The 25,772-nt window shown below is 72.9% G+C and carries 21 protein-coding genes; 11 read left to right on the plus strand and 10 right to left on the minus strand.

What is annotated here, in order from left to right:
• The first annotated feature begins 38 nt into the window (after positions 1-38).
• The 3 genes from ACFVXH_RS15875 (at position 39) to ACFVXH_RS15885 (ending at position 2,412) form a co-directional block, all read left to right on the plus strand.
• Positions 39-662: a helix-turn-helix domain-containing protein gene (locus ACFVXH_RS15875; protein WP_380744385.1), complete on the plus strand. Its 624-nt coding sequence runs from the start codon at positions 39-41 to the stop codon at positions 660-662.
• Between the two features lie 132 nt (positions 663-794).
• The gene (locus tag ACFVXH_RS15880; protein ID WP_143204604.1) at positions 795-1,433 is read left to right on the plus strand and encodes a DUF6461 domain-containing protein; all 639 of its coding nucleotides are present in this window, start codon (positions 795-797) and stop codon (positions 1,431-1,433) included.
• 580 nt (positions 1,434-2,013) lie between these two features.
• Positions 2,014-2,412, plus strand: coding sequence for a hypothetical protein (locus tag ACFVXH_RS15885; protein WP_143204603.1), 399 nt, complete (start codon positions 2,014-2,016; stop codon positions 2,410-2,412).
• 45 nt (positions 2,413-2,457) lie between these two features.
• On the opposite strand, the gene ACFVXH_RS15890 is transcribed toward ACFVXH_RS15885, so the two are convergent.
• Positions 2,458-3,498, minus strand: coding sequence for a Scr1 family TA system antitoxin-like transcriptional regulator (locus ACFVXH_RS15890; protein ID WP_387823873.1), 1,041 nt, complete (start codon positions 3,496-3,498; stop codon positions 2,458-2,460).
• A gap of 209 nt (positions 3,499-3,707) precedes the next feature.
• On the opposite strand from ACFVXH_RS15890, the gene ACFVXH_RS15895 reads away from it, so the two are divergent.
• Positions 3,708-3,932, plus strand: coding sequence for a hypothetical protein (locus ACFVXH_RS15895; protein ID WP_387823876.1), 225 nt, complete (start codon positions 3,708-3,710; stop codon positions 3,930-3,932).
• Positions 3,933-3,940: 8 nt separating this feature from the next.
• On the plus strand, positions 3,941-4,168 hold the full coding sequence (locus tag ACFVXH_RS15900) for a hypothetical protein (RefSeq protein WP_387823879.1): 228 nt from the start codon (positions 3,941-3,943) through the stop codon (positions 4,166-4,168).
• 222 nt (positions 4,169-4,390) lie between these two features.
• Here the strand turns inward: ACFVXH_RS15900 and ACFVXH_RS15905 are convergent, their stop codons facing one another.
• The 4 genes from ACFVXH_RS15905 to bioB are packed head-to-tail and all read right to left on the minus strand — an operon-like array spanning position 4,391 to position 8,209.
• On the minus strand, positions 4,391-4,837 hold the full coding sequence (locus ACFVXH_RS15905; RefSeq protein ID WP_074003766.1) for a hypothetical protein: 447 nt from the start codon (positions 4,835-4,837) through the stop codon (positions 4,391-4,393).
• A 51-nt stretch (positions 4,838-4,888) separates the two neighbouring features.
• On the minus strand, positions 4,889-5,647 hold the full coding sequence (gene bioD / locus ACFVXH_RS15910) for a dethiobiotin synthase (RefSeq protein ID WP_387823882.1): 759 nt from the start codon (positions 5,645-5,647) through the stop codon (positions 4,889-4,891).
• Positions 5,644-6,954, minus strand: a complete 1,311-nt coding sequence (locus ACFVXH_RS15915) for an adenosylmethionine--8-amino-7-oxononanoate transaminase (RefSeq protein WP_387823885.1) — start codon at positions 6,952-6,954, stop codon at positions 5,644-5,646. The genes bioD and ACFVXH_RS15915 overlap by 4 nt, the downstream gene beginning before the upstream one ends.
• A gap of 28 nt (positions 6,955-6,982) precedes the next feature.
• Positions 6,983-8,209 (minus strand): biotin synthase BioB, encoded by a 1,227-nt coding sequence (bioB, locus tag ACFVXH_RS15920; protein WP_375873610.1) that lies wholly within the window; start codon positions 8,207-8,209, stop codon positions 6,983-6,985.
• Positions 8,210-8,524: 315 nt separating this feature from the next.
• On the opposite strand from bioB, the gene ACFVXH_RS15925 reads away from it, so the two are divergent.
• Positions 8,525-9,376: a hypothetical protein gene (locus ACFVXH_RS15925; RefSeq protein WP_143204601.1), complete on the plus strand. Its 852-nt coding sequence runs from the start codon at positions 8,525-8,527 to the stop codon at positions 9,374-9,376.
• Between the two features lie 106 nt (positions 9,377-9,482).
• Here the strand turns inward: ACFVXH_RS15925 and ACFVXH_RS15930 are convergent, their stop codons facing one another.
• On the minus strand, positions 9,483-11,975 hold the full coding sequence (locus ACFVXH_RS15930) for a DEAD/DEAH box helicase (protein ID WP_369808340.1): 2,493 nt from the start codon (positions 11,973-11,975) through the stop codon (positions 9,483-9,485).
• Between the two features lie 483 nt (positions 11,976-12,458).
• Here ACFVXH_RS15930 and ACFVXH_RS15935 point away from each other — a divergent pair, with 483 nt between their 5' ends.
• Both ACFVXH_RS15935 and ACFVXH_RS15940 read left to right on the plus strand, forming a co-directional pair.
• Entirely contained in the window at positions 12,459-14,420 is a 1,962-nt protein-coding gene (locus tag ACFVXH_RS15935) for a PIG-L family deacetylase (RefSeq protein WP_387823889.1), read from the plus strand.
• 155 nt (positions 14,421-14,575) lie between these two features.
• The gene (locus ACFVXH_RS15940; protein WP_387823892.1) at positions 14,576-15,781 is read left to right on the plus strand and encodes an 8-amino-7-oxononanoate synthase; all 1,206 of its coding nucleotides are present in this window, start codon (positions 14,576-14,578) and stop codon (positions 15,779-15,781) included.
• Positions 15,782-15,804: 23 nt separating this feature from the next.
• Here the strand turns inward: ACFVXH_RS15940 and ligD are convergent, their stop codons facing one another.
• Entirely contained in the window at positions 15,805-16,812 is a 1,008-nt protein-coding gene (gene ligD, locus ACFVXH_RS15945; RefSeq protein WP_181970480.1) for a non-homologous end-joining DNA ligase, read from the minus strand.
• 66 nt (positions 16,813-16,878) lie between these two features.
• Here ligD and ACFVXH_RS15950 point away from each other — a divergent pair, with 66 nt between their 5' ends.
• Entirely contained in the window at positions 16,879-17,940 is a 1,062-nt protein-coding gene (locus tag ACFVXH_RS15950) for an ATP-dependent DNA ligase (protein WP_387823895.1), read from the plus strand.
• A 79-nt stretch (positions 17,941-18,019) separates the two neighbouring features.
• Here the strand turns inward: ACFVXH_RS15950 and ACFVXH_RS15955 are convergent, their stop codons facing one another.
• Entirely contained in the window at positions 18,020-19,507 is a 1,488-nt protein-coding gene (locus ACFVXH_RS15955; RefSeq protein ID WP_387823898.1) for a serine hydrolase domain-containing protein, read from the minus strand.
• Between the two features lie 533 nt (positions 19,508-20,040).
• Here ACFVXH_RS15955 and tdh point away from each other — a divergent pair.
• Together tdh and ACFVXH_RS15965 are read left to right on the plus strand one after the other, a co-directional pair.
• On the plus strand, positions 20,041-21,069 hold the full coding sequence (gene tdh, locus ACFVXH_RS15960; RefSeq protein WP_049651233.1) for an L-threonine 3-dehydrogenase: 1,029 nt from the start codon (positions 20,041-20,043) through the stop codon (positions 21,067-21,069).
• Between the two features lie 107 nt (positions 21,070-21,176).
• Positions 21,177-22,370: a glycine C-acetyltransferase gene (locus ACFVXH_RS15965; protein ID WP_387823901.1), complete on the plus strand. Its 1,194-nt coding sequence runs from the start codon at positions 21,177-21,179 to the stop codon at positions 22,368-22,370.
• A gap of 201 nt (positions 22,371-22,571) precedes the next feature.
• On the opposite strand, the gene ACFVXH_RS15970 is transcribed toward ACFVXH_RS15965, so the two are convergent.
• Positions 22,572-24,185 carry a TolB family protein gene (locus tag ACFVXH_RS15970; protein WP_387823904.1) on the minus strand — a complete coding sequence of 538 codons (1,614 nt, stop codon included), beginning with the start codon at positions 24,183-24,185 and terminating at the stop codon, positions 22,572-22,574.
• Positions 24,186-24,337: 152 nt separating this feature from the next.
• Positions 24,338-25,720 carry a hypothetical protein gene (locus tag ACFVXH_RS15975; RefSeq protein ID WP_387823907.1) on the minus strand — a complete coding sequence of 461 codons (1,383 nt, stop codon included), beginning with the start codon at positions 25,718-25,720 and terminating at the stop codon, positions 24,338-24,340.
• Positions 25,721-25,772: the final 52 nt, after the last annotated feature.

Genomic DNA, 25,772 nt, shown 5'->3' on the forward strand with positions numbered 1-25,772 from the left:
CGGTATATCGAACACTGCCGCAAGAGAAGAGGCCCAGCGTGAACGACGCCGAGGAATCCGTCCGGGGCGTCCTCGCCGCCAACCTGAAGCGGGTGCGGGCCCAGCGCGGACTGTCGCTGTCCGAGCTGTCCCGGCGGGCCGGGGTCGGCAAGGCGACGCTCTCCCAGCTGGAGTCCGGGGCCGGCAACCCCACGCTGGAGACGGTGCTCGGGCTGTCCCGGGTGCTCGGCGTGCCGATCTCCGACCTGGTCGAGGCCCGGCCGGCCGGCGAGGTGACGGTGGTGCGGGCGGCCGAGGCCGAGGTGCTCAGCGGGCGCGGCGTCGACCTGCGGCCGCTGCGCCGGATCGAGTCCGGGGACACCGTGTTCGAGCTCTACGACCAGGTGGTGCGCACCGGCGCCGCGCAGGAGTCCGGCGGCCACACCGGCACCGAGCACACCGTCGTCCAGGCCGGCCGGCTGGGCGTGCGGGTGGACGGCCGCGAGATCGAGCTGGGCCCGGGCGACTACATCGGCTTCGACGCCGCGCTCCCGCACGCCTACACCGCGCTGGACGGCGAGCCGGTCCGCTCGGTGCTGGTGCTGCAGTACCGGGCCGAGCAGCACGGCCACCTCGCCGAGGCCTCGCCGGTCCGGCCGGCCGTGTGGGGGCTCTGGCACTGACGCTCCGGCGCCGGGGCTCCGGTATCGGACGGCCTGGCGGGCGGTTCGGTGGCCGGCTCGGCGGGTGGTTCGATGGACGGTCGGATCGTTCGGAATACCGAACGAGCGGATGGGTGCGGCAGGATGATCATCATGACGGACGCACTCACCTGGCTCGCCGAACCCGAATCGATCGCCTACGGAGGTTACAGCGTCGTGCTCGCCCGCGGCCTGGAGCCGGAGGAACTGGCGGCCCGGCTCGCCGAAGGGCTCCCGGAGCGCACGGCGCGGCCGCTCGACGAACTCACCGCCGAGGACCTGGTGGAGGAGTACGAGCTGGAGTTCGCCGGCGGCATCGAGGACATCGCGCTGCACCACGGGCGCAGCGGCGACCTCGCCTTCGCGGTGGCGTACGGCTACTGGCAGGGGGAGCTGAGCGTCCGGCCGGAGGTCTCGCGCGGCGGCGCCGAGGTCTACCACCTGGAGTTCGAGGAGGAGAACGGCAAGCCGGTGCCGCCGTTCTTCAGCGCCCACCGGGACGGGCGGGAGGTCTGCTCCCTCAACCTCCACCTGGACCCCTCCTGGGGCCCCGGCGACGTCCAGGGCGAGCCGGCCACCGCCGCCGCCCTGACGGCCGAGCTGGCCGCCGTCGGCCTGCCCGACCACGACCGCGCGGGCGACGACCTCCACCGCACCTGCCTGGAGGTGCTCGGCCGGCACTTCGGCCTCACCCTGCCGCGCGATCTGGTGCGGGAGGCCGAGCTCCCGGCCCTCCTGCTGGAGACCGACTGACGGGGGCGGCCGGCCGGGACTCCGGCCGGCGCGCCCCCTGCCCTGACCCTGATCCCCCCGGCGGCCGTGGAGGCGGCGCGCCGGGCGGGGTGGGGTGCGGGGTCAGAGCCGTTCGTCAGCCGAGCGTCAGCGACCGGGAGCGGGTCCGCCAGGCCTTGTCATCGGCGCGCTTGAAGGAGCGTGACATCGCTGATCAACTCCCCTCTCCGACGGGTGGCTTGGCGGGCTCCCGTGCTCACCGGGGTGCCTGACGCCGATTCTGCGCGAGGTCGGTGGGCGAGGAGAATCCCAGAAATCTGGGACATGTCCGTGCCACCCTTCGCCGTGAAGGCCCGTTCGGGCGCGAGGGCAGTCGGCCTGGACTCCGAGGTGTGCGGCCCGAAGCCGGAGCCGGGGCGAACCGGGCCGAGCCGGGCCCCGGGTGCGTCAACCCGCCGTGCGGATGTCCGCCCTGGGGCGCGAACTGCGCGGGAACGGCCCGTGAATTGTTCCCCGGTCGGGTGACGGTGCGGCCGGTCGGTGGGGCCCTGCGGGCATCATGGGCCGCGACACGGGACGTCGCGGAACAGGGAGTCGACCGATGGGTAGGCCGATGGCGGAGTTCGGTTGCGCGAAGTGCTACGGCGAGGACGAACGGGCGGTGTGGGGGCGGCAGCGGGAGGGCTTCGAGCACGAGGCGGAGGTGGTGGACGGCTCGCGCTTCGCCGTCAACCTGCGGCGCTGCCTGGGCTGTTCGCAGCGGTTCGTGTGGATCTTCACCGAGGTCGTCGACTGGATGGGCGGGGACGACGCCCAGTACGTGACGATCATGCCGGTGACGGCCGAGGAGGCCACCGGCCTGAGGAGCGGCACCCTGCGCCCCCACGCCCTCGGCGCCCTCGGCCGCGACCGCCGCCACCTGAACCACGACTGGCCCACCGGCGGTCCGGCCCGGTTGCACTGGCGCTCCGGCCGCTTCCTTGTCGCCGGGGCCCGCTGAGCAGTGGTGCCGCCGCCCTGCCGGAGCGGCAGGGCGGCGAGGGAGTCAGATGCTCCCGAACTCGCCGGACTTGACGCCCGCGATGAAGGACTGCCAGGCGTCCGTACCGAAGGCGAGCTGCGGGCCGTCAGGGTCCTTGCTGTCGCGGACGGGGAGGACGCCCGGGAGGCCGGGGGCGACCTCGATGCACTGACCACCACCGTTGCTGTACGAGGACTTCAACCAGGAGGCGGGCTTGACCGTCGCGATGGGGAACATGGCTTGGAACTCCTTGAGCCGGGTGCGGATGAGCGCCAGCGAGTCCGCACATGAGAGGGCTTGGGCCTGGAGCCAATCGTAAACCCTTGACAGGGAACGGATCTTGTCCTTGTCGTCCCGCTCGACGTAGCCCCGTTGGATGGTCTCGAGGTAGGCCATCCAGTCCCCGTCCGGCGAGGTCAGGAGCGTGAACGGCCACGTCGAAGGGAGGTCTTCACCGAGGCTGGACGGCGCGATCTGCAGCATGACGTGGGGAAGGCCGGCGATGCTCTCCAGCCGACGAAGCTGTTCGGCCATGACGAAGGGGCCGCCGATGGGCCGCAGGCAGCTCTCCTCCATGATGATGTGGACGGAGGGAGCGGGGTCCCGGTACAGCAGGGCCTGCCGCGCCATCCGGACATTCAGGCGCTCGATGGCCTTTTCCTCGGGGATCTCGCCCCGCCGGGCCGCGGCGTAGATGAGCGCGGAGGCGTAGGCCCGCGTCTGGAGCAACCCGGGGATGACGTTCATCTCGTAGATCTTGAGGGCGGTGGCCTTGCCCTCGTGCTCGATGTAGGCGAGGAACCCGCCGATCAAGGTGCTGCTCTTGGCCGTCCAGTACAGGAGCTCAAGCGCTTGGCAGGTGTCGAGTTCCTTGTCGCACCGCCGAACGAGGGGCAGCGGCGCGGGGCGGTCGCCGTTCTCGATCATGGAGATGAGTGAATCGCTGTAGTTGGTCCGCCGCCCGAGCTGGACCTGCGTGAGCCCCCTGGCCTTGCGGAAGCGCCGGAGCTGAACGCCGATGGCCGCGTCCGGCGACGAGGTGGGGTCTACTTCCCGATGGGGCATGGTGATTACCCGATTCCACAGTGCTCGCTGTCAAAGTGAAGCTCTTCCGATGCTAGCCGTGATTGGACACTCTTGGTGAGGGGATAGCAACAGAGAGGAACTAATCGGTGGATATGACGAACAGTCAATGCGGCGAAAGCCTCGTCCTGCGGCGGAACTTCCCGCCGTGCCGATGCGCGCAGTGCGGCGACGCCATCCCCGAAGCGCGGATGAACGCCTCCGCCATGACCCCGGCGGCGCCGCCCGTGCGACGGGTGGCGCCGCCGACCAACCCCTACCGGCCCTCGATCGTCGGCGAGCGGGTCTTCGACGTCCGCTCGGGTCGCTGGGCCGCCTTCATGGGGTGGCAGCACGGCCGTGCCTACCTCCGGCCGCTCGGCGGCGGCGTCGAGTGGGACACCGAAGCGCGCTGGCTCACCGACACCGAACAGTGAGATGCCCCATGAGCAGCATGATCGACAAGATCACGGCGGAGGACCGTCGCGCCGCGGCCGACGTCCTCGACGACCTCCAGGCCGTCCTGAACGCCGCCGACGTGAAACTCCCGTCCCTCGGCATCGACTGGCGCTCGGCCAAGGCCACCGGCGTCGTCCTGATCGACCTCGGGGCCGCCCGGCCGGACGTCATCGAGCGGCTGGTCGTCGTCCTCCGCAGAGGTATGCGGCCGTAGCCGGAGCCGGCGTCATCACCGCCGGAAGCCTCGTGTTCGCGGCATCGGTCCTCCTGCTGATTCCCGAGCGCGTACCGCCGGTGGCGAGCGCCCTGGTGTTCGTCCTCGTCTTCCTCGCCGCCTCGACGGGCGCGTTCATGCTCGTGGCGGGCTGGATGAGAGTACGTGCATAGCAGCGCGGGCTTCGAGTCGTCTCGAAGCCCGCGCCGAATTCCCCGTCCCTCAGGTGCCGTTGAGGGCGTAGCTGCGGAACGTGGCGAGCAGGGGCAGGACTTCGGTCTTGCTCGGGTCCTCGGTGACGGCCCGCATCGCGTCGATCACCGTGTGGGCGATGATCTTGATGACGGGGAGGTCCTCCGACGGCGCCAGGGTGCCCCAGGCCTTGAGGGTCTGGGTGAGCAGGGCGCTCATCCGGGCACCGATGTTGGAGCTGACGGCGTCGGAGATCTCCGCGATCTCCTCGTCGCTCATGGTGGCGCGCAGCCCGAACGCGAGCGCCATCAGGGTGTCCATGGCGTGCTCGCCGTACGCGGCGACCAGCGCCGGGAGCGGCCGTTCACCGGGCCCGCTCGCCGCCAGGGCGGTCAGTGCCTCGTCGTCGTCTTTGAATGCCGCCTCCAGGGCGGCCAAGGCCCGCAGGGCCTCGTCTGCGGTGAGCCCGTCTGTCATGGAAGAACGGTATTGAGCCATCCCGGCTTCCGACAGTGGCGGAAGCCGGGATCACCCCTTCGAGCGAAGCGGGCCCCAATCGGGCCGGTACGCGCCCTCGAAGTGCTCCGCGTTCCAGGTGCCGCCGAGTGCGGGGGCGAGTGCGGTGACGGCGAGGGCGGCGAAGTCCTCGGCGTGGCCCGCGCGTTCCGGGAGGGCGCCGAGGAGGGGGGCGCCGGCGGAGCGGGGCAGGTCGGCGAGGTTGCAGCGTTCGGCGAGGCCGGGCTCGGCGGGCCAGGAGCCGACGAGCACGCCCGCGAGGGGGAGTTCGCGGGCCGCCAGGGCCTCTGCCGTCAGGGAGACGATGTTGAGCGTGCCGAGTCCGGCGGAGGCGATCAGCAGCACCTCGGCCGGGAGCCCGGCGTCGAGCACCGCCCGGGCCTGGTCGGCGAGGGTGCGGCCCTCGTCGTCGTAGCGGACCAGCAGTCCGCCCGCGCCCTCCACCAGCACCAGGTCGTGGGTGGCGGCGAGTTCGGCGACCTCGGTCACCACCTCGGCGGGGGAGAGGTACGGCATCCCGGCCCGCCGGGCGGCGGTGTCGGGTGCCAGCGGCTCGGGGTAGCGCACGAGCTCACGGATCGTCAGTTCGCCCGCCAGGCGCCGGACTTCGGCCGCGTCCCCGGGCTCATCCGGCGAGACGCCGGTCTGCCCCGGTTTGAGCACCGCGACCTTCCGCCCGGCCCGCAGCGCCGCGGAGGCGACGGCCGCGGTGGCGACGGTCTTGCCGACGTCGGTGTTGGTCCCCGTCACGAACAGGATGCGCGCGTTCATCCGGACACCGCCGCGGCGGTCACGGCGGCGGCGATGCGTGCCACGTCCTCGTCCTCCGTCACATAGGGGGGCATGGTGTAGATCAGGTCCCGGAAGGGCCGCAGCCACACGCCTTCGCGCGCCGCCGCCTCGGTCGCCGCCGGGACGTTCACGGGGTGGTCCAACTGCACGACGCCGATGGCGCCCTGGACCCGTACGTCCCGTACGCCGGGCAGTCCGGCCGCGGCCGCGAGGCCCTCGGCCAGTCCGGACTCGATGCGCTTGACCTCCACCGACCAGTCCTGCCCGAGCAGCAGCTCCAGCGAGGCGTTGGCGACGGCGCAGGCCAGCGGGTTGCCCATGAACGTCGGCCCGTGGGCGAGCACCGGCACCTCGCCGCGGCTGATCCCGTCGGCGACCTCGCTCGTGCACAGCGTGGCGGCCAGCGTCAGGTAGCCGCCGGTCAGCGCCTTGCCCAGGCACATCACGTCCGGAGAGACGCCCGCGTGGTCGGCGGCGAACAGCGCGCCGCTGCGCCCGAAGCCGGTGGCGATCTCGTCGAAGACGAGCAGCACCCCGTACCGGTCGCACAGGTCGCGCAGCATCCGCAGGTAGGCCGGCGAGTGGAAGCGCATCCCGCCGGCGCCCTGGACCACCGGCTCGACGATGACGGCGGCCAGCTCGTCGGCGTGCCGGGCCATCAGCTCCTCGAACCGCGCCGCGTACGCGGGGTCGAGCGGGGCGTCGAACCCGGCCGGCGGCTCGGGGGCGAACAGCTGGCCGGGCAGCACCCCACCCCACAGGTGGTGCATCCCGCCGTCCGGGTCGCACACCGACATCGGGTGGAAGGTGTCCCCGTGGTAGCCGCCGCGCCAGGTGAGCAGCCGGCGCTTGGCCGGCCGCCCGGTGGACTGCCAGTACTGGAGGCACATCTTCATCGCGACCTCGACGGCCACCGAGCCCGAGTCGGCGAGGAAGACGTGCCGCAGCGGCTCCGGGGTGATCTCCACCAGCGTGGCCGCCAGCCGGACGGCGGGCTCGTGGGTGAGCCCGCCGAACATCACGTGGCTCATCCGCCCCAGCTGGTCGCGCACGGCCTCGTCCAGCACCGGGTGCCGGTAGCCGTGGATCGCCGCCCACCAGGACGACATCCCGTCGACCAGCTCGCGCCGCCCGCCCGCGACCGGTTCGGCCAGGCGCAGCCGCACCCCGGAGGCGGACTCGACCACGTACGGGGTGACGGTCCCGGGCATCGGCCCGTACGGGTGCCAGACGTGGGCGCGGTCGAGGGCGAGCAGGTCGGTCGCGGATGCGGACGGCTGGAGCATGGTGCGTTCTCCGGAGGGGTCGGAACTGTCAGGCGTTGGGCGCGAGTTCGGTGCCGGCGCCGCGGCGGCGGACCTTCACCAGGTCGCCGCGGAGCTCGTCGTCCGATGCCTCGGACGCCTCCCCGGCCGGTGCGGACGGGGCGTGGGCGTGCCCGCCGCACGGCCCGCAGCCGCCGCCGCTGCCGCACGCGGAGGCCGCGCTGCCGCAGCCGCCGGAGGCGTGGCCGGCCTGGGCGGCCTCCGCGACGTCCGCGCGGTGGCGCGGCAGGGTGGCCTCGCCGGCGCCCTCGACCTCGAAGCCGGCGTCCTTGATCATGTCGAGGTCGGTCTGCCCGGCCTGGCCCTCGCTGGTCAGGTAGTCGCCGAGGAAGATGGAGTTGGCGATGTGCAGGCCGAGCGGCTGCATCGAGCGCAGGTGCACCTCGCGCCCGCCGGCGATCCGCACCTCGGTGTCCGGGTTGACGAAGCGGACCATCGCCAGGATGCGCAGGCAGCGCTGCGGGGTGAGGTTCCACTCCTTGGCGAGCGGGGTGCCCTCGAACGGGATCAGGAAGTTGACGGGGACGGAGTCCGAGCCCAGCTCGCGCAGCGCGAAGACGACGTCGACCAGGTCCTCGTCGCTCTCGCCCATGCCGGCGATCAGGCCGGAGCAGGCGGACAGCCCGGCGCCGTGCGCCTTCTGCACCGTGTCGACCCGGTCCGCGTAGGTGTGGGTCTTGGTGATGGTGCCGTAGGTGCCCTCGGAGGTGTTGAGGTTGTGGTTGTAGGCGTCGGCGCCGGCCGCCTTGAGCCGCTCCGCCTGGTTGTCGGAGAGCAGGCCGAGGCAGACGCAGATCTCGACCTCGGGGTCGGCGTCCTTGATGGCGGCCATGGTGTCGGTGACCCGGTCGATGTCGCGGTCCGTCGGGCCGCGGCCGCTGGCGACCAGGCAGACCCGCTTGGCGCCGCCGGCCACCCCGGCGCGGGCGGCGTCGGCGGCCTGGTCGGGCTTGAGCCAGGTGTACTTGAGGATCTCGGCCTTGGACCCGAGCCGCTGCGAGCAGTACGAGCAGTCCTCCGGGCAGAGCCCGCTCTTCAGGTTCACCAGGTAGTTGAGCTTGACCCGGCGGCCGAACCAGCGGCGGCGCACCTTGCCGGCGGCGGCGACCACGTCGAGCAGCTCGTCGTCGGTGGTGGCGAGGACGGCCAGGGCCTCCTCGCGGGTCGGGACTTCGCCGCGCAGGCCCTTGGCGGTGAGGGTATCGAGCAGATCCATGGGGCGATCCTGCCTGGTGGCGATCGAGCGGCGCCAGAGCAAACCCGCCAGAAGATCGGTGTGAGGATGTGCCGATTGCCACAGTGTCGAAGGTCACGGTTCCGCCGCTGGTCACGAGCTTGACGCGGGGCCGGACCTCCGGTTACTGGCCGGTAGCGATCGGGATGGCGAGCGGGGTGCCGGACGGTCGGCGGCCGACCGGCGGCCGACCGGCGGCGGGCCGGTGGCGGGCCGGTGGCGGCCTCCGGCGGACGATGATCCACAACCCCCGACCCCGTGATCCACGCCACGCCGGGGGTGCTTAGAATCTGCGCCATGACCACGCAGGGGGAGCACACCCCGACTCCGGGAGAAGGCCGGGACGACCGGGCAGGGCAGCGGACCGGCGGGGGCGCCGACACCGACGGGGGGACGGACCTCAGGCGGGGCCGCCGGCTGACGGGCCGTCGAGCGGCCGGCTGGATCGTCGTCGTCGGAGTGGTCGCGGCCGGCGGATGGCTCATCACCCGCCCGATGCCCGGCGACTACATACCCGGGCTCGGCCCGTCCACCAAGGACTCGTCCGCGACACCGCGCGTGGTGGGCGCCCCGCCGCCGCGCACCGACCCCGAGGCCCTCAATGTCGACAACCTCTTCCCCGCCCAGCGGCCGGTCGAGGTCGGCGCCTTCAAGGCGCGGCGCAACGGCGTCCGGCAGGGCGAGAACTGCGTCGAGGTGCTCCAGGACCGCGGCCAGGACCCGCTGAAGGACACCGGCTGCCAGGGCTACCTGACGGTCAGCTTCAGCGGCCAGGACCACCCGGTGCTCAGCAGCGTCACCCTGCTGCGCTTCCCCGACCAGCCCTCCGCCGCCAGGGCCGCCGACGCCCTGCGGACCAAGCCCGGGGCGGTCGCCTTCATGCTCGCCGACACCACCACCGGCCCCGTCCAGGCCCCGGGTGCCAAGCAGGGCGGCGACCCGCGGGTCGAGGCGGTCGGGCACTACGTGACCGTCACCAGCTCGCGGCCCGGCGACGGCCGCCCGGCGGGCTCCGCCCCGAGCGGCACCGGGGCGCCGACCACGCCCGGCCAGCCGGCCACCGGCGCGGCGCCCAGCACCGAGCAGACCCTGGACGAGGCCACCCGGGCGCTCTCCTACGCGGCGGGGTCGCCGTTCGCCTGGATGTGACGGCGCTCCCCGGCTGCGACGGCGGCCCGTTCTGACGTGACGACGCCCCCGGAAGCCGAAGCTTCCGGGGGCGTCGACGTACATCCGGCGTCGACGTACAGCCGGCTCAGCCGCCGAGCCGGTCCACCGAGGTCACCCGCAGCACCGCGCGGCCCTCCTCGTCCGAGCCGTACAGGTCGACCTCGGCGCTGATGCCCCAGTCGTGGTCGCCCTCCGGGTCGTCGAAGATCTGCCGGACCCGCCAGGAGGAGTCCTCCTCCTCGATGAGCAGCATCTTCGGGCCGCGCGCGTCCGGGCCGGTGCCGAGGTCGTCGTACTCCTCCCAGTACCCGTCCATGGCGTCCGCCCAGCGGTCCGCGTCCCAGCCGTACTCGCCGTCCAGGTCGGCGAGCTCCTCGTAGTGCTCCAGCGCGCACAGCTCGACCCGGCGGAACATCTCGTTGCGCACCAGGACGCGGAAGGCGCGGGCGTTGGCGGTGACCGGCGCCGGCTTGTCGTCCAGCCGCACCTCGGCGGCCTGCGGCTCGGTCGGGTTGGCCAGCTGCTCCCACTCGTCCAGCAGGCTGGAGTCGACCTGGCGGACCAGCTCGCCGAGCCAGGCGATGACGTCCTTGAGGTCGTCGGTCTTCACGTCCTCGGGGACGGTCTGCTCCAGCGCCTTGTACGCGCCGGCCAGGTAGCGCAGCACGATGCCCTCGGTGCGGGCCAGCTCGTAGAAGCCGACGTAGTCCGAGAAGGTCATCGCCCGCTCGTACAGGTCGCGGACCACCGACTTCGGCTGCAGCTGGTGGTCGCCGATCCACGGGTGCGCCCGGCGGTACACCTCGTAGGCGTGGGTGAGGAGCTCCTCCAGCGGCTTCGGGTAGGTGATCTCCTGGAGCCGCTCCATCCGCTCCTCGTACTCGATGCCGTCGCGCTTCATCTCGCCGACGGCCTCGCCGCGGGCCTTGTTCTGCTGCGCGGCGAGGATCTGGCGCGGGTCGTCCAGGGTCGCCTCGACGATGGAGACGACGTCCATCGCGTACGAGGGCGAGGTCGGGTCGAGCAGTTCGAAGGAGGCCAGCGCGAAGGTGGACAGCGGCTGGTTGAGCGCGAAGTTCTCCTGGAGGTCCAGGGTGAGGCGGACGATCCGGCCCTCGGCGTCCGGCTCCGGCAGCCGCTCCACCACGCCGCCCTCCAGCAGCGAGCGGTAGATGGCGATCGCGGTGCGGATGTGCCGGCGCTGCGCGGCCCGGTCCTCGTGGTTGTCGGTCAGCAGCTTGCGCATCGCCTCGAAGGCGTTGCCCGGGCGGCCGATCACCGACAGCAGCATCGCGTGGCTCACCTTGAACCGGGAGACCAGCGGCTCCGGGTCGGCGCCGATCAGCTTGTCGAAGGTCTCCTCGGTCCAGCCGACGAAGCCCTCCGGGGCCTTCTTCCGGACGACCTTGCGCTTCTTCTTCGGGTCGTCCCCGGCCTTGGCGATCGCCTTGTCGTTCTCGATCACGTGCTCCGGCGCCTGGGCCACCACCTGGCCGACGGTGTCGAAGCCGGCCCGGCCGGCCCGGCCGGCGATCTGGTGGAACTCGCGGGCGCGCAGGATGCGCACGCGCTGCCCGTCGTACTTGGACAGGGCGGTGAACAGCACCGTGCGGATCGGCACATTGACGCCGACGCCGAGCGTGTCGGTGCCGCAGATGACCTTCAACAGGCCCGCCTGGGCGAGGCGTTCGACCAGCCGACGGTACTTCGGCAGCATGCCCGCGTGGTGCACGCCGATGCCGTGGCGCACGTAACGGGACAGGTTGCGGCCGAACTTGGTGGTGAAGCGGAAACCGCCGATCAGGTCGGCGATGGCCTCCTTCTCCGCCTTCGAGCACATGTTGATGCTCATCAGCGACTGGGCCCGGTCCACCGCCTCCTTCTGGGTGAAGTGCACGACGTAGACCGGCGCCTGGCCGGTCTGCAGCAGCTCCTCCAGGGTCTCGTGCATCGAGGTGCGGCGGTACTCGTAGAACAGCGGCACCGGGCGGGTCGCGTTGCGCACCACCGTGGTCGGCCGGCCGGTGCGGCGGGTCAGGTCCTCCTCGAAGCGGCGGACGTCGCCGAGCGTCGCGGACATCAGCAGGAACTGCGCCTGCGGCAGCTCCAGCAGCGGGATCTGCCAGGCCCAGCCGCGGTCCGGCTCCGCGTAGAAGTGGAACTCGTCCATGACCACCTGGCCGATGTCCGCCCGGGTGCCGTCGCGCAGCGCGATCTGGGCGAGCACCTCGGCGGTGCAGCAGATGATCGGCGCGGTCGGGTTGACGCTCGCGTCGCCGGTCATCATGCCGACCTGTTCGGTGCCGAACATCTTCACCAGGTCGAAGAACTTCTCCGAGACCAGTGCCTTGATCGGCGCGGTGTAGAAGGTCCGCTTCCCCTCCGCCAGCGCGGCGAAGTGCGCCCCCGCCGCCACCAGGCTCTTGCCCGACCCGGTCGGCGTCGCGAGGATCACGTTGTTCCCCGACACCAGCTCGATCAGCGCCTCCTCCTGTGCCGGGTACAGCGTGATCCCGCGCTCCTCCGACCAGGCTGCGAACGTCTCGTACAGCGCGTCGGGGGTGGCGGGCTTCGGCATCAGATCAAGGAGGGTCACCCGGCTATCTTGCCTGCTCGCCGCCACCCCGGGCAAAGCCCGGTGCCGCGAGGGGAGGGCCGGAGGGGGTTCCGCGGACGTCGATCAGGCGGTGCGGGACGGCGGCGGGGCGTCCGTCCCGCTCCGGGGCGTCGCGGCGGACCGGCGGTAAAGCGCGCGGTGGACCAGGGGGAAACCGGTGGGAAGCCGGTGGGAAACCGTGCGGCGGACCGGCGGGAAAGCGGAGGGAAACCGGCGGGAACGGGGGAAACGCCGTGGTCGGCCGGGGTGCGCGGCCCGACGGAGGAACGGGTTCGTCCGGAAACGAGGATACCGGGAAGGAAGTGGGCGAAGACGTTTGAGCGTGCGTCAACTGTCTTTCCAGTACGACACGTTCGCGGAATGCGGCGCGCGGCATTGTGGACCCGGGGATGGGTTAACCTCCTTCTGGCATGCTCACGTCCCGATCTCGAATTGGGGGATCCCATGGCAATCGGACGACGACAACTCCTCGCCTCCGTCGCGCTCACCGCCCTCGCCGCACCCGTCCTGACCAAGGCGACGGCGACCCGCGCGGCCGCGGCCGAACCCGGAGCCGCAGCCGTACCCGTACCCGGAGCCGCGGCCACCGGCTCCGGACCGCTGTTCATGCAGATCGTCGCGCACGAGGACGACGACATCCTCTTCATGAACCCGGACCTCTCCAACGCCCTCGCCGACGGCACGCCGTCCGTCACCGTCTTCGTCACCGCGGGGAACGCGACCGGCGACCCCTGCGCCACCGTCTGCTGGGACACCGCCGGCGAACCGCTGCGCACCTGGAACCGGCAGATGGGCGCCGTCAACGCCTACTCCCGGATGACCGGGGTCGGCGACACCGACCCGGCCACCGACGAGGTCGGGCACTGGACGGCCGAGGCCTGGACGGTCGCCGGCAAGCAGGTCGAACGGTACGTCCTCAAGGGCCGGCCGGTGCACCTGATCTTCCTCAACCTGCACGACGCCCGGCTCGGCGGCGTGCTGAACGGCGGCACCGACACCACGGTCGTCCCGAAGGACAGCCCGCTGTCCGGGCCGTCCACCTACACGGCCGCCGACGTCGTCGAAGTACTGCGCCAGCTGATGGCGACCTACCGGCCGACCGTGCTCCGGGCCCAGGACGAACTCCCGGACCGCCGCTACTCCGGCGACCACTCCGACCACGTCGCCGCCGCGAAGTTCGCCGGCCAGGCCGCCGGCCTCTACGGCGGCAACCTGATCCAGGTGAACTACCGGGACTACAACATCGGCGACGCCCCGGTGAACCTCGACCCGGCGACGGCCGGCGCCAAGGGCGTGTTCTTCTCCGAGTACGCCGGCCACGACCACTCCGACGGGAACTACTCCGCCCTCTGGTTCTCCCGGATGTACTACCGCTGGTCGCGCGGCACCTCCTGGGCCGGGCTCAACCAGGACGGCCGGCCGCAGGTCTTCGTCGTCCGGGCCGGCGCCCTCCACACCTACTGGCGCCAGGCCGACGGCAGCTGGGGCGGCCCGCTCCGGATGGCCGACCCCGGCGGGCGGATCGCCCCCGGCATCGCCGTCGGCACCAACGCCGACGGCCGACTGGAGGTCTTCGCCCGCCGCCTCACCGACCACCACCTCCTCTCCCTGCCGCAGGCCGTGCCCAACGGCCGCTGGTGGGACAGCTGGGCCGACCACGGCAACCCCAACACCGGACTCGGCAACGAGGACCAGGTCGGCGTGCCCGCTGTCGCCAACTCCCTGGACGGGCGGCTGGAACTCTTCGTCAAGAACGGCGGCGGCGGCCTCAGCGGCATCCGGCAGACCACCCCGGGCGGGGTGTGGACGGGCACCTGGACGGACTTCGGCGGCACCGACCTCCAGGACCCGGTCGCCGCGATCCGCAACGGCGCCGGGGCGATCGAGGTGTTCGCCGCCACCCGCACCGCCGTCCTCGGCTGGCACCAGAACACCCCGAACGGTGCCCTCACCGGCCCCGACCCGATCCCGGACGCCCGCCCGGCCAGCCCGCCCAAGGCCGCCCTCGACCAGGACGGCCGCATCGAACTCGCCTACCGCGAGGTCGGCACCGGCGCGGTGCTGGTCAGCTACCAGACCCGGCCCGGCGGACCGTGGAGCCGGACCCCGGCCCCCCTCGGCGGCCACGGCGGCGTCGGCGAACCGGCCGCGGCCACCCTCGCCGGCCGCGTCGTCCTGTTCGAACGCAACGCCGCCGGCGGCGTCAGCACCACCGCCCAGACCGCCCCCGACAGCGGCTACGGCCCCTGGCAGGACCTCGGCGGCACCGTCCTCGACCACCCGGCCGCCCTCACCGACGGCACCGGCGTCCTCCACCTCTTCGCCATCGGCACCGACGGCCGGGTGTACCTCCGCACGGCCACCACCCCCACCACCTTCGGCCCCTGGCAGAGCCTGCCGCTCTGACCGCCTCTTCCGGCGGCTGTTCGGGAGCACTCCCGAACAGCCGCCGGAGCGGATGACCGGCGAGGCCACCCGAGGAAATCGCGACAGGATCAGCCCGTTGATATGTGCCGATCCGCACATTGCCCGACGCGCGGCGGCATGCCAGAGTGCCGGGCATGAACCATCCGCTCGCGGCCGAGCCGCGCCCCTCCGTCCTCGCCGCTCCCGCCCCCGCGCACGTCTTCGACTGGCTCGACGAGACGGCCGCGATGCGGGCGGAGGCCGGGCTGACGCGGACGTTGCGCAGTCGGGGGGCGGACGACGCGGTGCTGGACCTCGCGGGGAACGACTACCTGGGGCTGACCAGGCATCCGGTGGTCGCCCGGGCGGCGGCGGACGCGGCGCTGCGGTGGGGCGGGGGCTCGACGGGGTCGCGGCTGGTGACCGGGACGACGGCGCTGCACAGCGAACTGGAGGAGGAGCTGGCCGAGTTCTGCGGGGTGGAGGCCGCGCTGGTGTTCTCCTCCGGGTACACGGCCAACCTCGCGGCGCTGACCGCGCTCACCGACCCGGACACCCTGATCGTCTCCGACGCCTACAACCACGCCTCCCTCATCGACGGCTGCCGGCTCTCCCGCGCCGACGTCCACCGGGCCCCGCACAGCGACCCGGCGGCCGTGGCCGAGGTGCTCGCCGGGCGGGCGCAGCGGCGGGCGCTGGTGGTCACCGACTCGGTGTTCTCGGTGGACGGCGACGCGGCCCCGCTGCCCGCACTGTCGCAGGCCGTCCGCGCGCACGGCGCCGCGCTGCTGGTGGACGACGCGCACGGGCTGGGCGTGCTCGGCCCCGGCGGCACCGGGGCGCTCGCCGCGGCCGGGCTGGCGGGGCAGCCGGACACGGTGGCCACCGCCACCCTGTCCAAGTCGCTCGGCTCGCAGGGCGGCGTCGTCCTCGGCCCGCGCCGGGTGATCCGGCACCTCACCGAGACCGCCCGCACCTTCATCTTCGACACCGGCCTCGCCCCGGCCGCCGCCGGGGCCGCCCTCGCCGCGCTGCGCCTGCTGCGCGCCGAGCCGGCCCGCGCCGAGCGCGCCCGCGAGGTCGCCCGCACTCTGGCCCGGCAGCTCACCGCCGCCGGACTGCACGCCTGCGAGCCGCAGGCCGCGGTGGTCTCCGTCCGCGCCCCGGGCCCCGAGGCCGCCGTCGCCTGGGCCGCCGACTGCCGCCGCGCGGGCCTCGCCGTCGGCTGTTTCCGCCCGCCGTCCGTCCCGGACGGCATCTCCCGCCTGCGCCTCACCGCCCGGGGCGACCTGACGGACGGGCAGATCGCCGAGGCCGTCCGCATCGTCGCCGAGCTGGCGCCGGTGGGTGCGCGGGGCTGAGGCTCCGGAGCGGACGGAGCGTCCTACTTCTTCTTGGCCCGGCTCGGTTGCACCCGGGTGGGTTCGCCGGCGGCCTTGGGGTGGTCGGGCGGGTAGGGGAGTTCGCCGAGGCCCTCGTCGTGGAGCTGCTTGTCGTACAGCTCCAGCAGGGGCTCCAGACGGAAGGCCTGGCCGTCCATCCCGGCGTTGAGGTCGCCGAGTTCGGCGAAGCGGGCGGGGACGGTGCGCAGGTCGAAGTCCTCGGGGGCGGCGTCGTCCAGCTCCTCCCAGCGCAGCGGGGCGGAGGCGGTGGCGCGGGGCCGGGCGCGCAGGGAGTAGGCGGAGGCGATGGTGCGGTCGCGGGCCATCTGGTTGTAGTCGACGAAGATCCGTTCGCCGCGCTCCTCCTTCCACCAGGCGGTGGTGACCTTCCCGGGCATCCGCTGTTCCAGGACCCGGCCGAGGGCGATCACCGCGTGCCGCCCGTCGGTGAAGGTCCACTCGGGCACCAGCGGAACGTACACGTGCAGGCCGCGCCCGCCGGAGGACTTGGGCCAGCCGCGCAGCCCGTACTCCTCCAGCAGGGCGCGCAGTTCGTGGGCGGCGCGGACGGCGTCGTGGAAGTCGGTGCCGGGCTGCGGGTCGAGGTCGATGCGCAGTTCGTCGACGTGGCCGGTGTCGGAGCGCCGCACCGGCCAGGGGTGGAAGGTGAGGCAGCCCAGGTTGGCGGCCCACAGGACGGCGGCCGGCTCGGTGGGGCAGATCTCGTCGGCGGAGCGGCCGCTGGGGAACTCGATCCGGGCGGTGGGCAGCCACTCCGGCAGGCCCTTGGGCGCGCGCTTCTGGTAGAAGAACTCGCCGTCCACCCCGTCGGGGAAGCGCTGCAGGGTGGTCGGCCGGTCGCGCAGTCCGCGCAGCACCCCGTCGGCGACGGCCAGGTAGTACTGCGCGACGTCCAGCTTGGTGAAGCCGCGCTCGGGGTAGTACACCTTGTCCGGGTTCGACAGCCGGACGGTGCGCCCGGCGACTTCCAGTTCCACGGCTGAGCCCATGCCCTTCACGCTAAGGGCCGGGCGCCCGGCGCGCGCCCCGGGGCGAAGCGGGCGAGGATCGTTCGCATGGACCTGCCCGTGATGCCACCGGTGGCGCCGATGCTCGCCAAGTCGGTGGCCGAGATCCCGCCCGGGATGCAGTACGAGGCCAAGTGGGACGGCTTCCGTTCGATCGTGTTCCGCGACGGCGACGAGGTGGAGCTCGGCAGCCGTACCGGCAAGCCGCTGACCAGGTACTTCCCCGAGCTGGTCGAGGCGTTCCGGCGGGAGCTGCCGCCGCGCTGCGTGCTGGACGGCGAGGTGGTGATCGCCCGGGACGGCCGGCTGCGCTTCGAGGAACTGCTGGAACGCATTCACCCGGCCGCGAGCCGGGTGAAGCTGCTCGCCGAGCGGACCCCGGCCTCCTTCGTCGCCTTCGACCTGCTCGCCCTCGGGGACGAGAGCCTGGTGGACGAGCCGCTGTCGGTGCGCCGCCCGGCCCTGGAGGCCGCGCTCGCCGACGCCGCCGACCCGGTGTTCACCGCCCCCGCCGCCACCGACCTCGACCTCGCCCGGACCTGGTTCGCCGAGTTCGAGGGCGCCGGGCTGGACGGGGTGGTCGCCAAGCCGCTGGACCAGCCGTACCGGCCGGGGGAGCGGAGCATGTACAAGATCAAGCACGAGCGCACCGCCGACTGCGTGGTGGCCGGCTACCGCGAGCACAAGAGCGGCCCGGTGGTCGGCTCGCTGCTGCTCGGCATCTTCGACGACGGCGGCCGGCTGCAGCACGTCGGCGTCTGCGCCGCCTTCCCGATGGCCCGCCGCCGCGAACTCGCCGAGGAACTGGCCCCGTTGCGGATGGACGACCTGTCCCGGCACCCGTGGGGCGGCTGGGCGGACGAGGCCGCGCACGCCGAGGGCCGGCTGCCCGGCGCGGTCAGCCGCTGGACCGGCGGCAAGGACCTCTCCTGGATCGCGCTGCGCCCCGAGCGGGTGGTCGAGGTCGCGTACGACCACATGGAGGGCACCCGGTTCCGGCACACCGCGCAGTTCCGCCGCTGGCGCCCGGACCGCACGCCGGAGAGCTGCACCTACGCGCAGCTGGAGGAGCCGGTCTCGTACGACCTCGGCAGGGTGCTGGGGATCTGAGGACCGGGGGGCCGAGGACGTGACGGAGGCCCGACCCGGTGAGCCGGGTCGGGCCTCTCGTACGGTCGGAGCGGGTGGGTCAGGAGATGTGCAGCGTGGCGGTGGCGCCCGCGGTGGGCGAGGCCGTCGGGGACGGCGAGGCCGTGGGGGAGGTGGTCGGGGAGGCTGTGGGGGAAACCGAGGGCGAAGCGGTGGGGGAGGCCGTGGGAGACGCAGACGCAGACGCGGAGGCGGAGGCGGAGGCGGAGGCGGAGGCCGAGCCCGAGGCGGGCGGGGTGGGCAGCGTGTAGACGTTGTTCGGCGAGACGATCTGGGTGATCGCCCGCGCCACGAACGTCGAGGGCTCCGAACCGTCGTGCAGGATGTCGGTGTTGAGCATGATGGACAGGCTGGCCTGCGCCTGCGGCAGGTAGAGCACCACGCTCTCGTACCCGGGCAGCGAGCCGTTGTGGCCGATCCACCCGTGGGTGGTGAACACCCCGAAGCCGTAGCCGAGGTCGGGGGTCGGTCCGGTGGCCTTGGTCTTCAGCCGCTCCGCCTGCGTGGCGGGCTTGAGCAGCGGTTCGCCGGTGGCCAGCACCTTCGACCAGGTCCGGAAGTCGGCGATGGTGGAGATGGCGGCGCCGGCCGCCCAGCCCCAGGACGGGTTCCAGGTGGTGGCGTCCTCGACCGCGCCGGTGAGCGTCTGGTTGGTGTAGCCGTGGGCGTGCGGGTCGGGGAAGGCGGCGTCGGTCGGCAGGCTGGTCTTGGTGAGCCCGGCGGGGGTGAACACCTGCTGGTTCAGGAAGTCCTGGAGCGGCTGCCCGCCGACCTTCTCGACGACCAGGCCGAGCACGATCAGGTTGGTGTTGGAGTACTCGAACTGGGCGTCCGGCTGGAAGTTCGCCGGGTGCTTGAACGCGTACGCGAGCAGCTGGTCCGGGGTGAAGGGGCGGCTCGGGTCGTTGAAGAAGGCCTGCTGGAAGTCGGAGTCCAGGGTGTAGTTGAACAGGCCGCTGCGCATGTCGCCGAGCTGGCGCAGGGTGATGCCGTCGCCGCCGGGCACGTTCGGGACGTACTTGGAGACCGGGTCGTCCAGGCCCAGCTTGCCCTGGTCCACCAGCCGCAGGACGGCGGTGGTGGTGAAGGTCTTGGTGACGCTGCCGATCCGCATGTACAGGTCGGGGGTCATCGGGGTCCCCGCGTCCTTGTCGGCGACGCCGAAGGCGCGCTGGTAACTGCCGTCGGGGGTGGCGTAGTCGACGATCACCCCGGGGATGGCGACCTGGCCCATCACCTGCTTGATCGCGTCGTCCAGCTGGGTCGTGACGGCCGGGGTGAGCGGCACCACCCCGCCGGAGGGGCTGCCGCCCGGCGTGGCGGACGGGCTGAGCGCGGCCGGTTCGGCGGTCACCGCCGGACCGGCCTGCCGTGCGGGCTTCGACTCCCCGGAGCAGGCGGAGACGGCGAGCAGGCCGGTCAGCGCGAGGGCGGCGGAGGCCACCCGCACGGCGGAGGCCGCCCGGACGGGGCGGGGGACGCGAACGGAGCGGGGAACGGACGGTCGCGGCCGTCGGGTGTCGGTCATCGGCGCAGGCGCCTCTCTGGGGCGGACGGCCCCGTGGCGAAGGGCCCCGGAGCGCGGCTCGGCCGGGCCGGAGCGCTGCTCCACGGGGCCGTGGGGGAACGTCGTCACCGTAAGCACCCGCCTCGTACCGCCGCGCGCGGGTCGGCGGCCGACTGGACCGAACGGGAGCACCGTCAGCCGAGTGCCCCGCCCGGCTGGCGGCCGGTGGTCGTCCACTCCGAGGGTCGAGTACGGGCCCGGGGCGGGTCGGCCGGCCGGCCGCCGCGCGGGGTCGCGGCGCCGGGCCCGCGCTCGGCCGGACGGGTGAGCACCGGCACGCCGCGCCCGCCCGCGCACCCGCCGCCGACCACCGCTCGGGCACGATCGTTCAGCCCAGCTGTGGCCGCCCTTAAGAATTCCTCGATGGACCGCACCCCCTCCGACCAGGCAGATTTCTGCCTGCCCGGAGCGCGTCCGCCAGGAGCGGCCGAACCGGGCCTCCTCGGCCTGCCCCCGTACCCGCAGGCCGTCCCACCCGCACGTCAGGAGCCGCCGTGAAGGCACTCGTCAAGCAGCAGGCCGAGCCCGGGCTCTGGCTGATGGACGTCCCCATGCCCGAGATCGGCCCCGGCGAGGTGCTGATCAAGGTGCTGCGGACCGGCATCTGCGGCACCGACCTGCACATCCGCAAGTGGGACGGCTGGGCGCAGCAGACCATCAGGACCCCGCTGGTGCTCGGCCACGAGTTCGTCGGCGAGGTCGCCGAGCTGGGTGCCGGTGTCACGGACATCGCGGTCGGCGACCTGGTCAGCGGCGAGGGCCACCTGGTCTGCGGCAAGTGCCGCAACTGCCAGGCCGGCCGCCGCCACCTGTGCCGCAACACCGTCGGCCTGGGCGTGAACCGGGACGGCGCGTTCGCCGAGTACGTGGCGCTGCCCGCCTCCAACGTGTGGGTGCACCGGGTGCCGGTCGACCTGGACGTGGCCGCGATCTTCGACCCGTTCGGCAACGCCGTGCACACCGCGCTGTCCTTCCCGCTGGTCGGCGAGGACGTGCTGGTCACCGGCGCCGGCCCGATCGGCATCATGGCCGCCGCCGTCGCCAAGCACGCCGGCGCCCGCAACGTGATGATCACCGACGTCTCCCCGTACCGCCTCGACCTGGCCCGCAAGGTCGGTGTGACGCTGGCGCTGGACGTCTCGCAGCACACCATCGAGGAGGGCCAGCAGAAGCTCGGCCTGCGCGAGGGCTTCGACGTCGGCCTGGAGATGTCCGGCCGCCCCGAGGCGATGCAGTCGATGATCGCCAACATGACCCACGGCGGGAAGATCGCCATGCTCGGCCTGCCCGCCGAGCAGTTCCCGGTGGACTGGGCCTCGATCGTCACCTCGATGATCACCATCAAGGGCATCTACGGCCGGGAGATGTTCGAGACCTGGTACGCGATGTCCGTGCTGCTGGAGGGCGGCCTGGACCTCGCTCCGGTGATCACCGGCCGCTACGCCGCCACCGACTTCGAGGCCGCCTTCGACGACGCCGCGAGCGGCAACTGCGGCAAGATCATCCTCGACTGGACCGCCTGAGCCCGGCTCAGCCCCGCCGAAGCTCCCCCGCCGAAGCTCCCCCGCCGAACCCGCCGAACCCGCCGAACCCGCCGAACCGCCCCGCCGAACTGATTGAGGAGACCGCAGTGTTCGACAACGTGCGTGCCGACGTCGCCGCCACCCTGGACGAGATCCGCGAGGCCGGGCTGTTCAAGCCCGAGCGGGTGATCGGCACCCCGCAGAGCGCCGCCGTCACCGTGACCGCCGGCGGCCTGCCCGGCGAGGTGCTGAACTTCTGCGCCAACAACTACCTCGGCCTGGCCGACCACCCCGAGGTGCTCTCCGCCGCCAAGGACGCCCTGGACCGCTGGGGCTACGGGATGGCCTCGGTCCGCTTCATCTGCGGCACCCAGGACGTCCACAAGGAGCTGGAGGACCGCCTCTCGGCGTTCCTCGGCCAGGAGGACACGATCCTCTACTCCTCCTGCTTCGACGCCAACGGCGGTGTCTTCGAGACCCTGCTGGACGACCGGGACGCCGTCATCTCCGACGCGCTGAACCACGCCAGCATCATCGACGGCATCCGGCTCAGCAAGGCCCGCCGCCACCGCTACGCCAACCGCGACCTGGCCGACCTGGAGAAGCAGCTCCAGGACACCCAGGACGCGCGCCGCCGCCTGATCGTCACCGACGGCGTGTTCTCGATGGACGGCTACGTCGCCCCGCTGCGCGAGATCTGCGACCTGGCCGACCGCTACGACGCCATGGTCATGGTGGACGACTCGCACGCCGTCGGCTTCGTCGGCCCGAACGGCCGCGGCACCCCCGAGCTGCACGGCGTGACGGACCGCGTGGACATCATCACCGGCACCCTCGGCAAGGCGCTCGGCGGCGCCTCCGGCGGCTACGTCGCCGCCCGCCGGGAGATCGTCGCCCTGCTGCGCCAGCGCTCCCGCCCGTACCTGTTCTCCAACTCGCTGGCCCCGGTGATCGCGGCCGCCTCGCTCAAGGTGCTCGACCTGGTCGAGAAGTCCACCGAGCTGCGCGAGCGGCTGGCGGCCAACACCGCGCTGTTCCGGGCGAAGATGACCGAGGCCGGGTTCCAGATCCTGCCCGGCGACCACCCGATCGCCCCGGTGATGATCGGCGACGCGGCCAAGGCGGGCCGGCTCGCCGAGCTGCTGCTGGAGCGCGGCGTGTACGTGATCGGCTTCTCCTTCCCGGTGGTGCCGCACGGCCAGGCCCGGATCCGGGTGCAGCTGTCCGCGGCGCACTCCACCGAGGACGTCGAGCGCGCCGTCGCGGCCTTCGTGGACGCGCGCGCCGCCCTGGAGGACTGACCTCCACCCAGGCCGCCCGTGGGCCGGACCGCTCGGAATCGGACCGGCCCACGGGCTCACCAACCGCCGTGCGGCGCAGGCGAATCGATCCGCCCCGTGCCGTAGGGACCAGAGACCACCTGCCCCACCCTCCCGCTGCGGGGGCGGGACGCCGGCCCGGCCGACGTCCCGCCCCCGTCGCGGTTCCCGGGCGGCGGCCGGTCAGTCGTCCCAGCCCTCGCCCTGACCGTCACCCTGGTCGTCGCCCTGGCCGTCGTCGTCCTGGGCGGCGTCGAGGCCCTGGTGGCGGCCCGCGGGCTTGGCGAACACCTGGGTGTTCTCCTCCGCCGCCGGGCCGTCGGCGCCGGCGACCAGGTTGCCGCTGGTCGAGTCGAACAGCACGGTCCGGCCCGAGGCGGCCACGACCGGGTCCCGCGACGAGCCGTTGCCGAACGAGCCGTCCGGCGCGGTGGAGACCCGCTCGGTGCGGCCGGTGCGCAGGTCCTGGCGGTAGACGTCCCAGCCCGGGTGCTGCGGGCCCGGCACCAGGTTGTCGGCGGCGGACTCGAAGTAGATCCAGCGGTTGTCGGCGGTGATCGAGCCGTGGTCGGAGGAGCCGACCGAGCTGGTGCCCGGCAGGCCGCCGCTGACCTTCGTCACGGTGCCCTTCTTGAGGTCCCGGACGTAGAGCACGGTGTGGGAGCGGTGGCCGCCGGTCGAGCCGCCGGGCTCGGCCAGGGTGTAGACCGCGTGCCGTCCGTCGGGGCTGATCGTCGCCTCGAAGCTGGCGCTGCCGATCTGGCCGTCGAGGCCCGCGCTCACCGCCGTGATCTTCCCGGACCGTACGTCGTAGGTGTAGTAGGGAGCGGCGTTCGGACGGGCCAGGGTCGGCTGCGCCGCGTTCTGCGGGACGTTCTGGCGTGCGGCCTCGGCGGCGCTCGGGGTGAGGTCCACGTCGGCGGGAGCGGCGGCCGAGGCGGTGGTCGCGGCGGCGAGTCCGGGCGCCTGCTCGTCCGGCAGCAGGTTGGAGATGGAGCCGAAGCCGATGGTGCGGCCGTCCGCGCTGATCGTCGGCCGGAAGGAGGTGCTCTCGCCCGGCTTGCCGTGCACGTCGCGGGTGACCAGCCGGGTGGTGTGGGTCCAGCGGTCGGTGAGGTAGACGTTGATCTTCCAGGTGTAGGGCCTGGCGAGCGAGGGGGCGGTGCCGGAGTCGGGCTCCGGCTCCTCCACGACGGTCGGGTCCAGGTCCTTCCGGGAGGACACGAAGACGACGTACCGGCCGTTGCCGCTGACCTGCGCGTTGTACGAGCCGTGGTACTGGTCGGCGTCGGTGTTGGTGGGGCTGTCGCTGACCAGCTCGGTGCGGCCGGTCCTGCGGTCCCTGATGTACACCTCGGTGCGGTTCTTGACCTGCGCGCCGGGCGCCACGTTCTCGTCCTCGCTGTCGAAGACGACGTAGCGGCCGTCGGCGCTGATCCCGGCCTGGTCGGTCGAGCCGCTCAGCGCCCCGCCCGCGTCGGACAGGTTGACCTGTTCGAGGCGGCCGGTGCGCAGGTCCTTCACATAGGCGTTGCTCCAGCCCACCGGGGGGTTGGGCAGCAGGTTCGTGGCCCGGGAGGTGAACAGGGCGTAGCGGCCGTTGGCGCTGATGCCCTGGGTGGTCGACAGGTTGTCGGGCGCCGCGCCGTTCGGCCCGACGCTGACCTGGGTGGTGCCGCGCGGTAGTGGGGCGGCCTGGGCCGGGGCGGCGGTGACGGCGAGCACGGCGGCCGCGGCCAGGATGCCGCCGCCACCGGCCAGCCACCGGTTGCGGGTCGTCCGGGTGGTACGGGACATGAGGTCTTCCCCCCTCTGATCGCCCGGCCGGGCTCCCTCCCGACGGCGGGCTTTCGCAGAGCCAACCGTCGGGAGGGCAGGGGGGTCAACGTCCTCGGGTGATCTCGGCTGAAAATACGTCAACAGACGTATGCCGCAAGGGAATCAGGCCATCACGGGCGGCGCAGGAAGACGTCCGCGGCGCCGTTGGTGTCGCCCGGCACCAGGTTGCCGTCACCGGCGGTGAAGAGCACCGTGTCGCCGGCGAAGTCGACGAACGGGGCCGTGGAGCCGGTGCTGCTCTGCCCGCCGTCCCGGGTGAGGCTGACCCGTTCGATCGCCCCGGTCCTCAGGTCGCGGCGGAAGATGTCGCTGACGCCGTTGGTGTCGCCGGGGACGAGGTTGTCGGCGCTGGAGTCGAAGTAGACCCAGCGGCCGTCGAAGGTCATGGCGGGGTAGTGGGCGCCCTCGGTGGTCGTGGTGCCGGGCAGGAAGGCGTTGAGCCAGGTCAGCTTGCCGGTGGCCAGCTCCCGGGCGTACAGGTCCATCCGGTAGCGGTAGGAACCGGGCCGGCCGATGTGGACCGGCAGGCCGAAGAGGGCGTAGCGGCCGTCCGGGCTGAGCCGGGGGCCGATGCTGGTGCCGCGCAGGTAGCCCTGGTCGTCCACGCTGGCGCCGGAGACCTTGCCGGTGTCGGCCTTCCAGACGAAGTAGGGGTAGAAGCGGGGCTTGGCCAGTCCGGGCGCACCGGCGTCGGTGCCGTCGGTGCCGGCGTCCGGTTCGGTGGCGGCCGGGTCCTGCGGGAGCAGGTTGCCGGCCCGGGAGCTGAAGCCGACGGTGGAGCCATCCGCGCTGATCGTCACACCGTAGGAGGAGTTGTTGGGGGCCTCACCGTCCGCGCCGGTGGTGACCACCCGGGTGGTGCCGGTCCAGCGGTCGGTGACGAGGACGCTGAAGTAGCGCGGATTCGAGCCCGGGGCGAGGTCGGTGCGGTTGGAGGTGTAGGCGATGTAGCGGCCGTCCCGGCTCAGCGAGGGCTCGGCGGAGAACGCGCCGTCGGGGGAGCCGCCCGGGCCGACCGGCTCGGTGTGCCCGGTCCAGCGGTCGCGGACGAAGACGTCGCTGCTGCGCACCACCTGGCCCGGCACCACGTTGGTGGCGCTGGTGCTGAAGGCCACGTACCGGCCGTCGGCGCTGATCGAGGCCTCGCTGGTGGGGGCGTTCAGCCGGGAGCCGTCGTCGGCGACGCTGACCTTCTCGACGTGCCCGTTGCGCAGGTCGCGGACGTAGACCTCGTCGGAGTTCGGGGTGCCTGTTCCGGGCAGCAGGTTGGTCGCGGTCGAGGTGAAGAGCGCGGAGCGGCCGTCCTCGCTCAGTCCGAGCGCGACGGAGTCCCCGTTGAGCTGCTCGCCCTTGGCGGTCTCGCTGATCCGGGCGGTGTCGCCCTTGGGCGGCTTGGCCTCGGCGGCGGGCAGCGCCGCGCCGGCGGCCACGGCGGTGGCGGCCAGCACGGCGGCGGCGCGGGCGAGCCGGCGTCGGGCGGGTGTGTGCGTCATGGATCGTCCTCCCCTGGTGGCGGTCCCGGGCCCACGACCCCCGCGGCCCGGT

It is taken from the genome of Kitasatospora sp. NPDC058184 (assembly GCF_042883725.1).
GTDB lineage: Bacteria > Actinomycetota > Actinomycetes > Streptomycetales > Streptomycetaceae > Kitasatospora.

Excerpts from the sequence above, each read along its gene's own strand:
- ACFVXH_RS15880 (WP_143204604.1), top strand. The coding sequence starts at position 795 with ATGACGGACGCACTCACCTGGCTCGCCGAACCCGAATCGATCGCCTAC.
- ACFVXH_RS15885 (WP_143204603.1), top strand. The coding sequence starts at position 2,014 with ATGGGTAGGCCGATGGCGGAGTTCGGTTGCGCGAAGTGCTACGGCGAG.
- ACFVXH_RS15890 (WP_387823873.1), bottom strand. The coding sequence starts at position 3,498 with ATGCCCCATCGGGAAGTAGACCCCACCTCGTCGCCGGACGCGGCCATC.
- ACFVXH_RS15895 (WP_387823876.1), top strand. The coding sequence starts at position 3,708 with ATGAACGCCTCCGCCATGACCCCGGCGGCGCCGCCCGTGCGACGGGTG.
- ACFVXH_RS15900 (WP_387823879.1), top strand. The coding sequence starts at position 3,941 with ATGAGCAGCATGATCGACAAGATCACGGCGGAGGACCGTCGCGCCGCG.
- ACFVXH_RS15905 (WP_074003766.1), bottom strand. The coding sequence starts at position 4,837 with ATGACAGACGGGCTCACCGCAGACGAGGCCCTGCGGGCCTTGGCCGCC.
- bioD (WP_387823882.1), bottom strand. The coding sequence starts at position 5,647 with ATGAACGCGCGCATCCTGTTCGTGACGGGGACCAACACCGACGTCGGC.
- ACFVXH_RS15915 (WP_387823885.1), bottom strand. The coding sequence starts at position 6,954 with ATGCTCCAGCCGTCCGCATCCGCGACCGACCTGCTCGCCCTCGACCGC.
- bioB (WP_375873610.1), bottom strand. The coding sequence starts at position 8,209 with ATGGATCTGCTCGATACCCTCACCGCCAAGGGCCTGCGCGGCGAAGTC.
- ACFVXH_RS15925 (WP_143204601.1), top strand. The coding sequence starts at position 8,525 with ATGACCACGCAGGGGGAGCACACCCCGACTCCGGGAGAAGGCCGGGAC.
- ACFVXH_RS15930 (WP_369808340.1), bottom strand. The coding sequence starts at position 11,975 with ATGCCGAAGCCCGCCACCCCCGACGCGCTGTACGAGACGTTCGCAGCC.
- ACFVXH_RS15935 (WP_387823889.1), top strand. The coding sequence starts at position 12,459 with ATGGCAATCGGACGACGACAACTCCTCGCCTCCGTCGCGCTCACCGCC.
- ACFVXH_RS15940 (WP_387823892.1), top strand. The coding sequence starts at position 14,576 with ATGAACCATCCGCTCGCGGCCGAGCCGCGCCCCTCCGTCCTCGCCGCT.
- ligD (WP_181970480.1), bottom strand. The coding sequence starts at position 16,812 with ATGGGCTCAGCCGTGGAACTGGAAGTCGCCGGGCGCACCGTCCGGCTG.
- ACFVXH_RS15950 (WP_387823895.1), top strand. The coding sequence starts at position 16,879 with ATGGACCTGCCCGTGATGCCACCGGTGGCGCCGATGCTCGCCAAGTCG.
- ACFVXH_RS15955 (WP_387823898.1), bottom strand. The coding sequence starts at position 19,507 with ATGACCGACACCCGACGGCCGCGACCGTCCGTTCCCCGCTCCGTTCGC.
- ACFVXH_RS15970 (WP_387823904.1), bottom strand. The coding sequence starts at position 24,185 with ATGTCCCGTACCACCCGGACGACCCGCAACCGGTGGCTGGCCGGTGGC.
- ACFVXH_RS15975 (WP_387823907.1), bottom strand. The coding sequence starts at position 25,720 with ATGACGCACACACCCGCCCGACGCCGGCTCGCCCGCGCCGCCGCCGTG.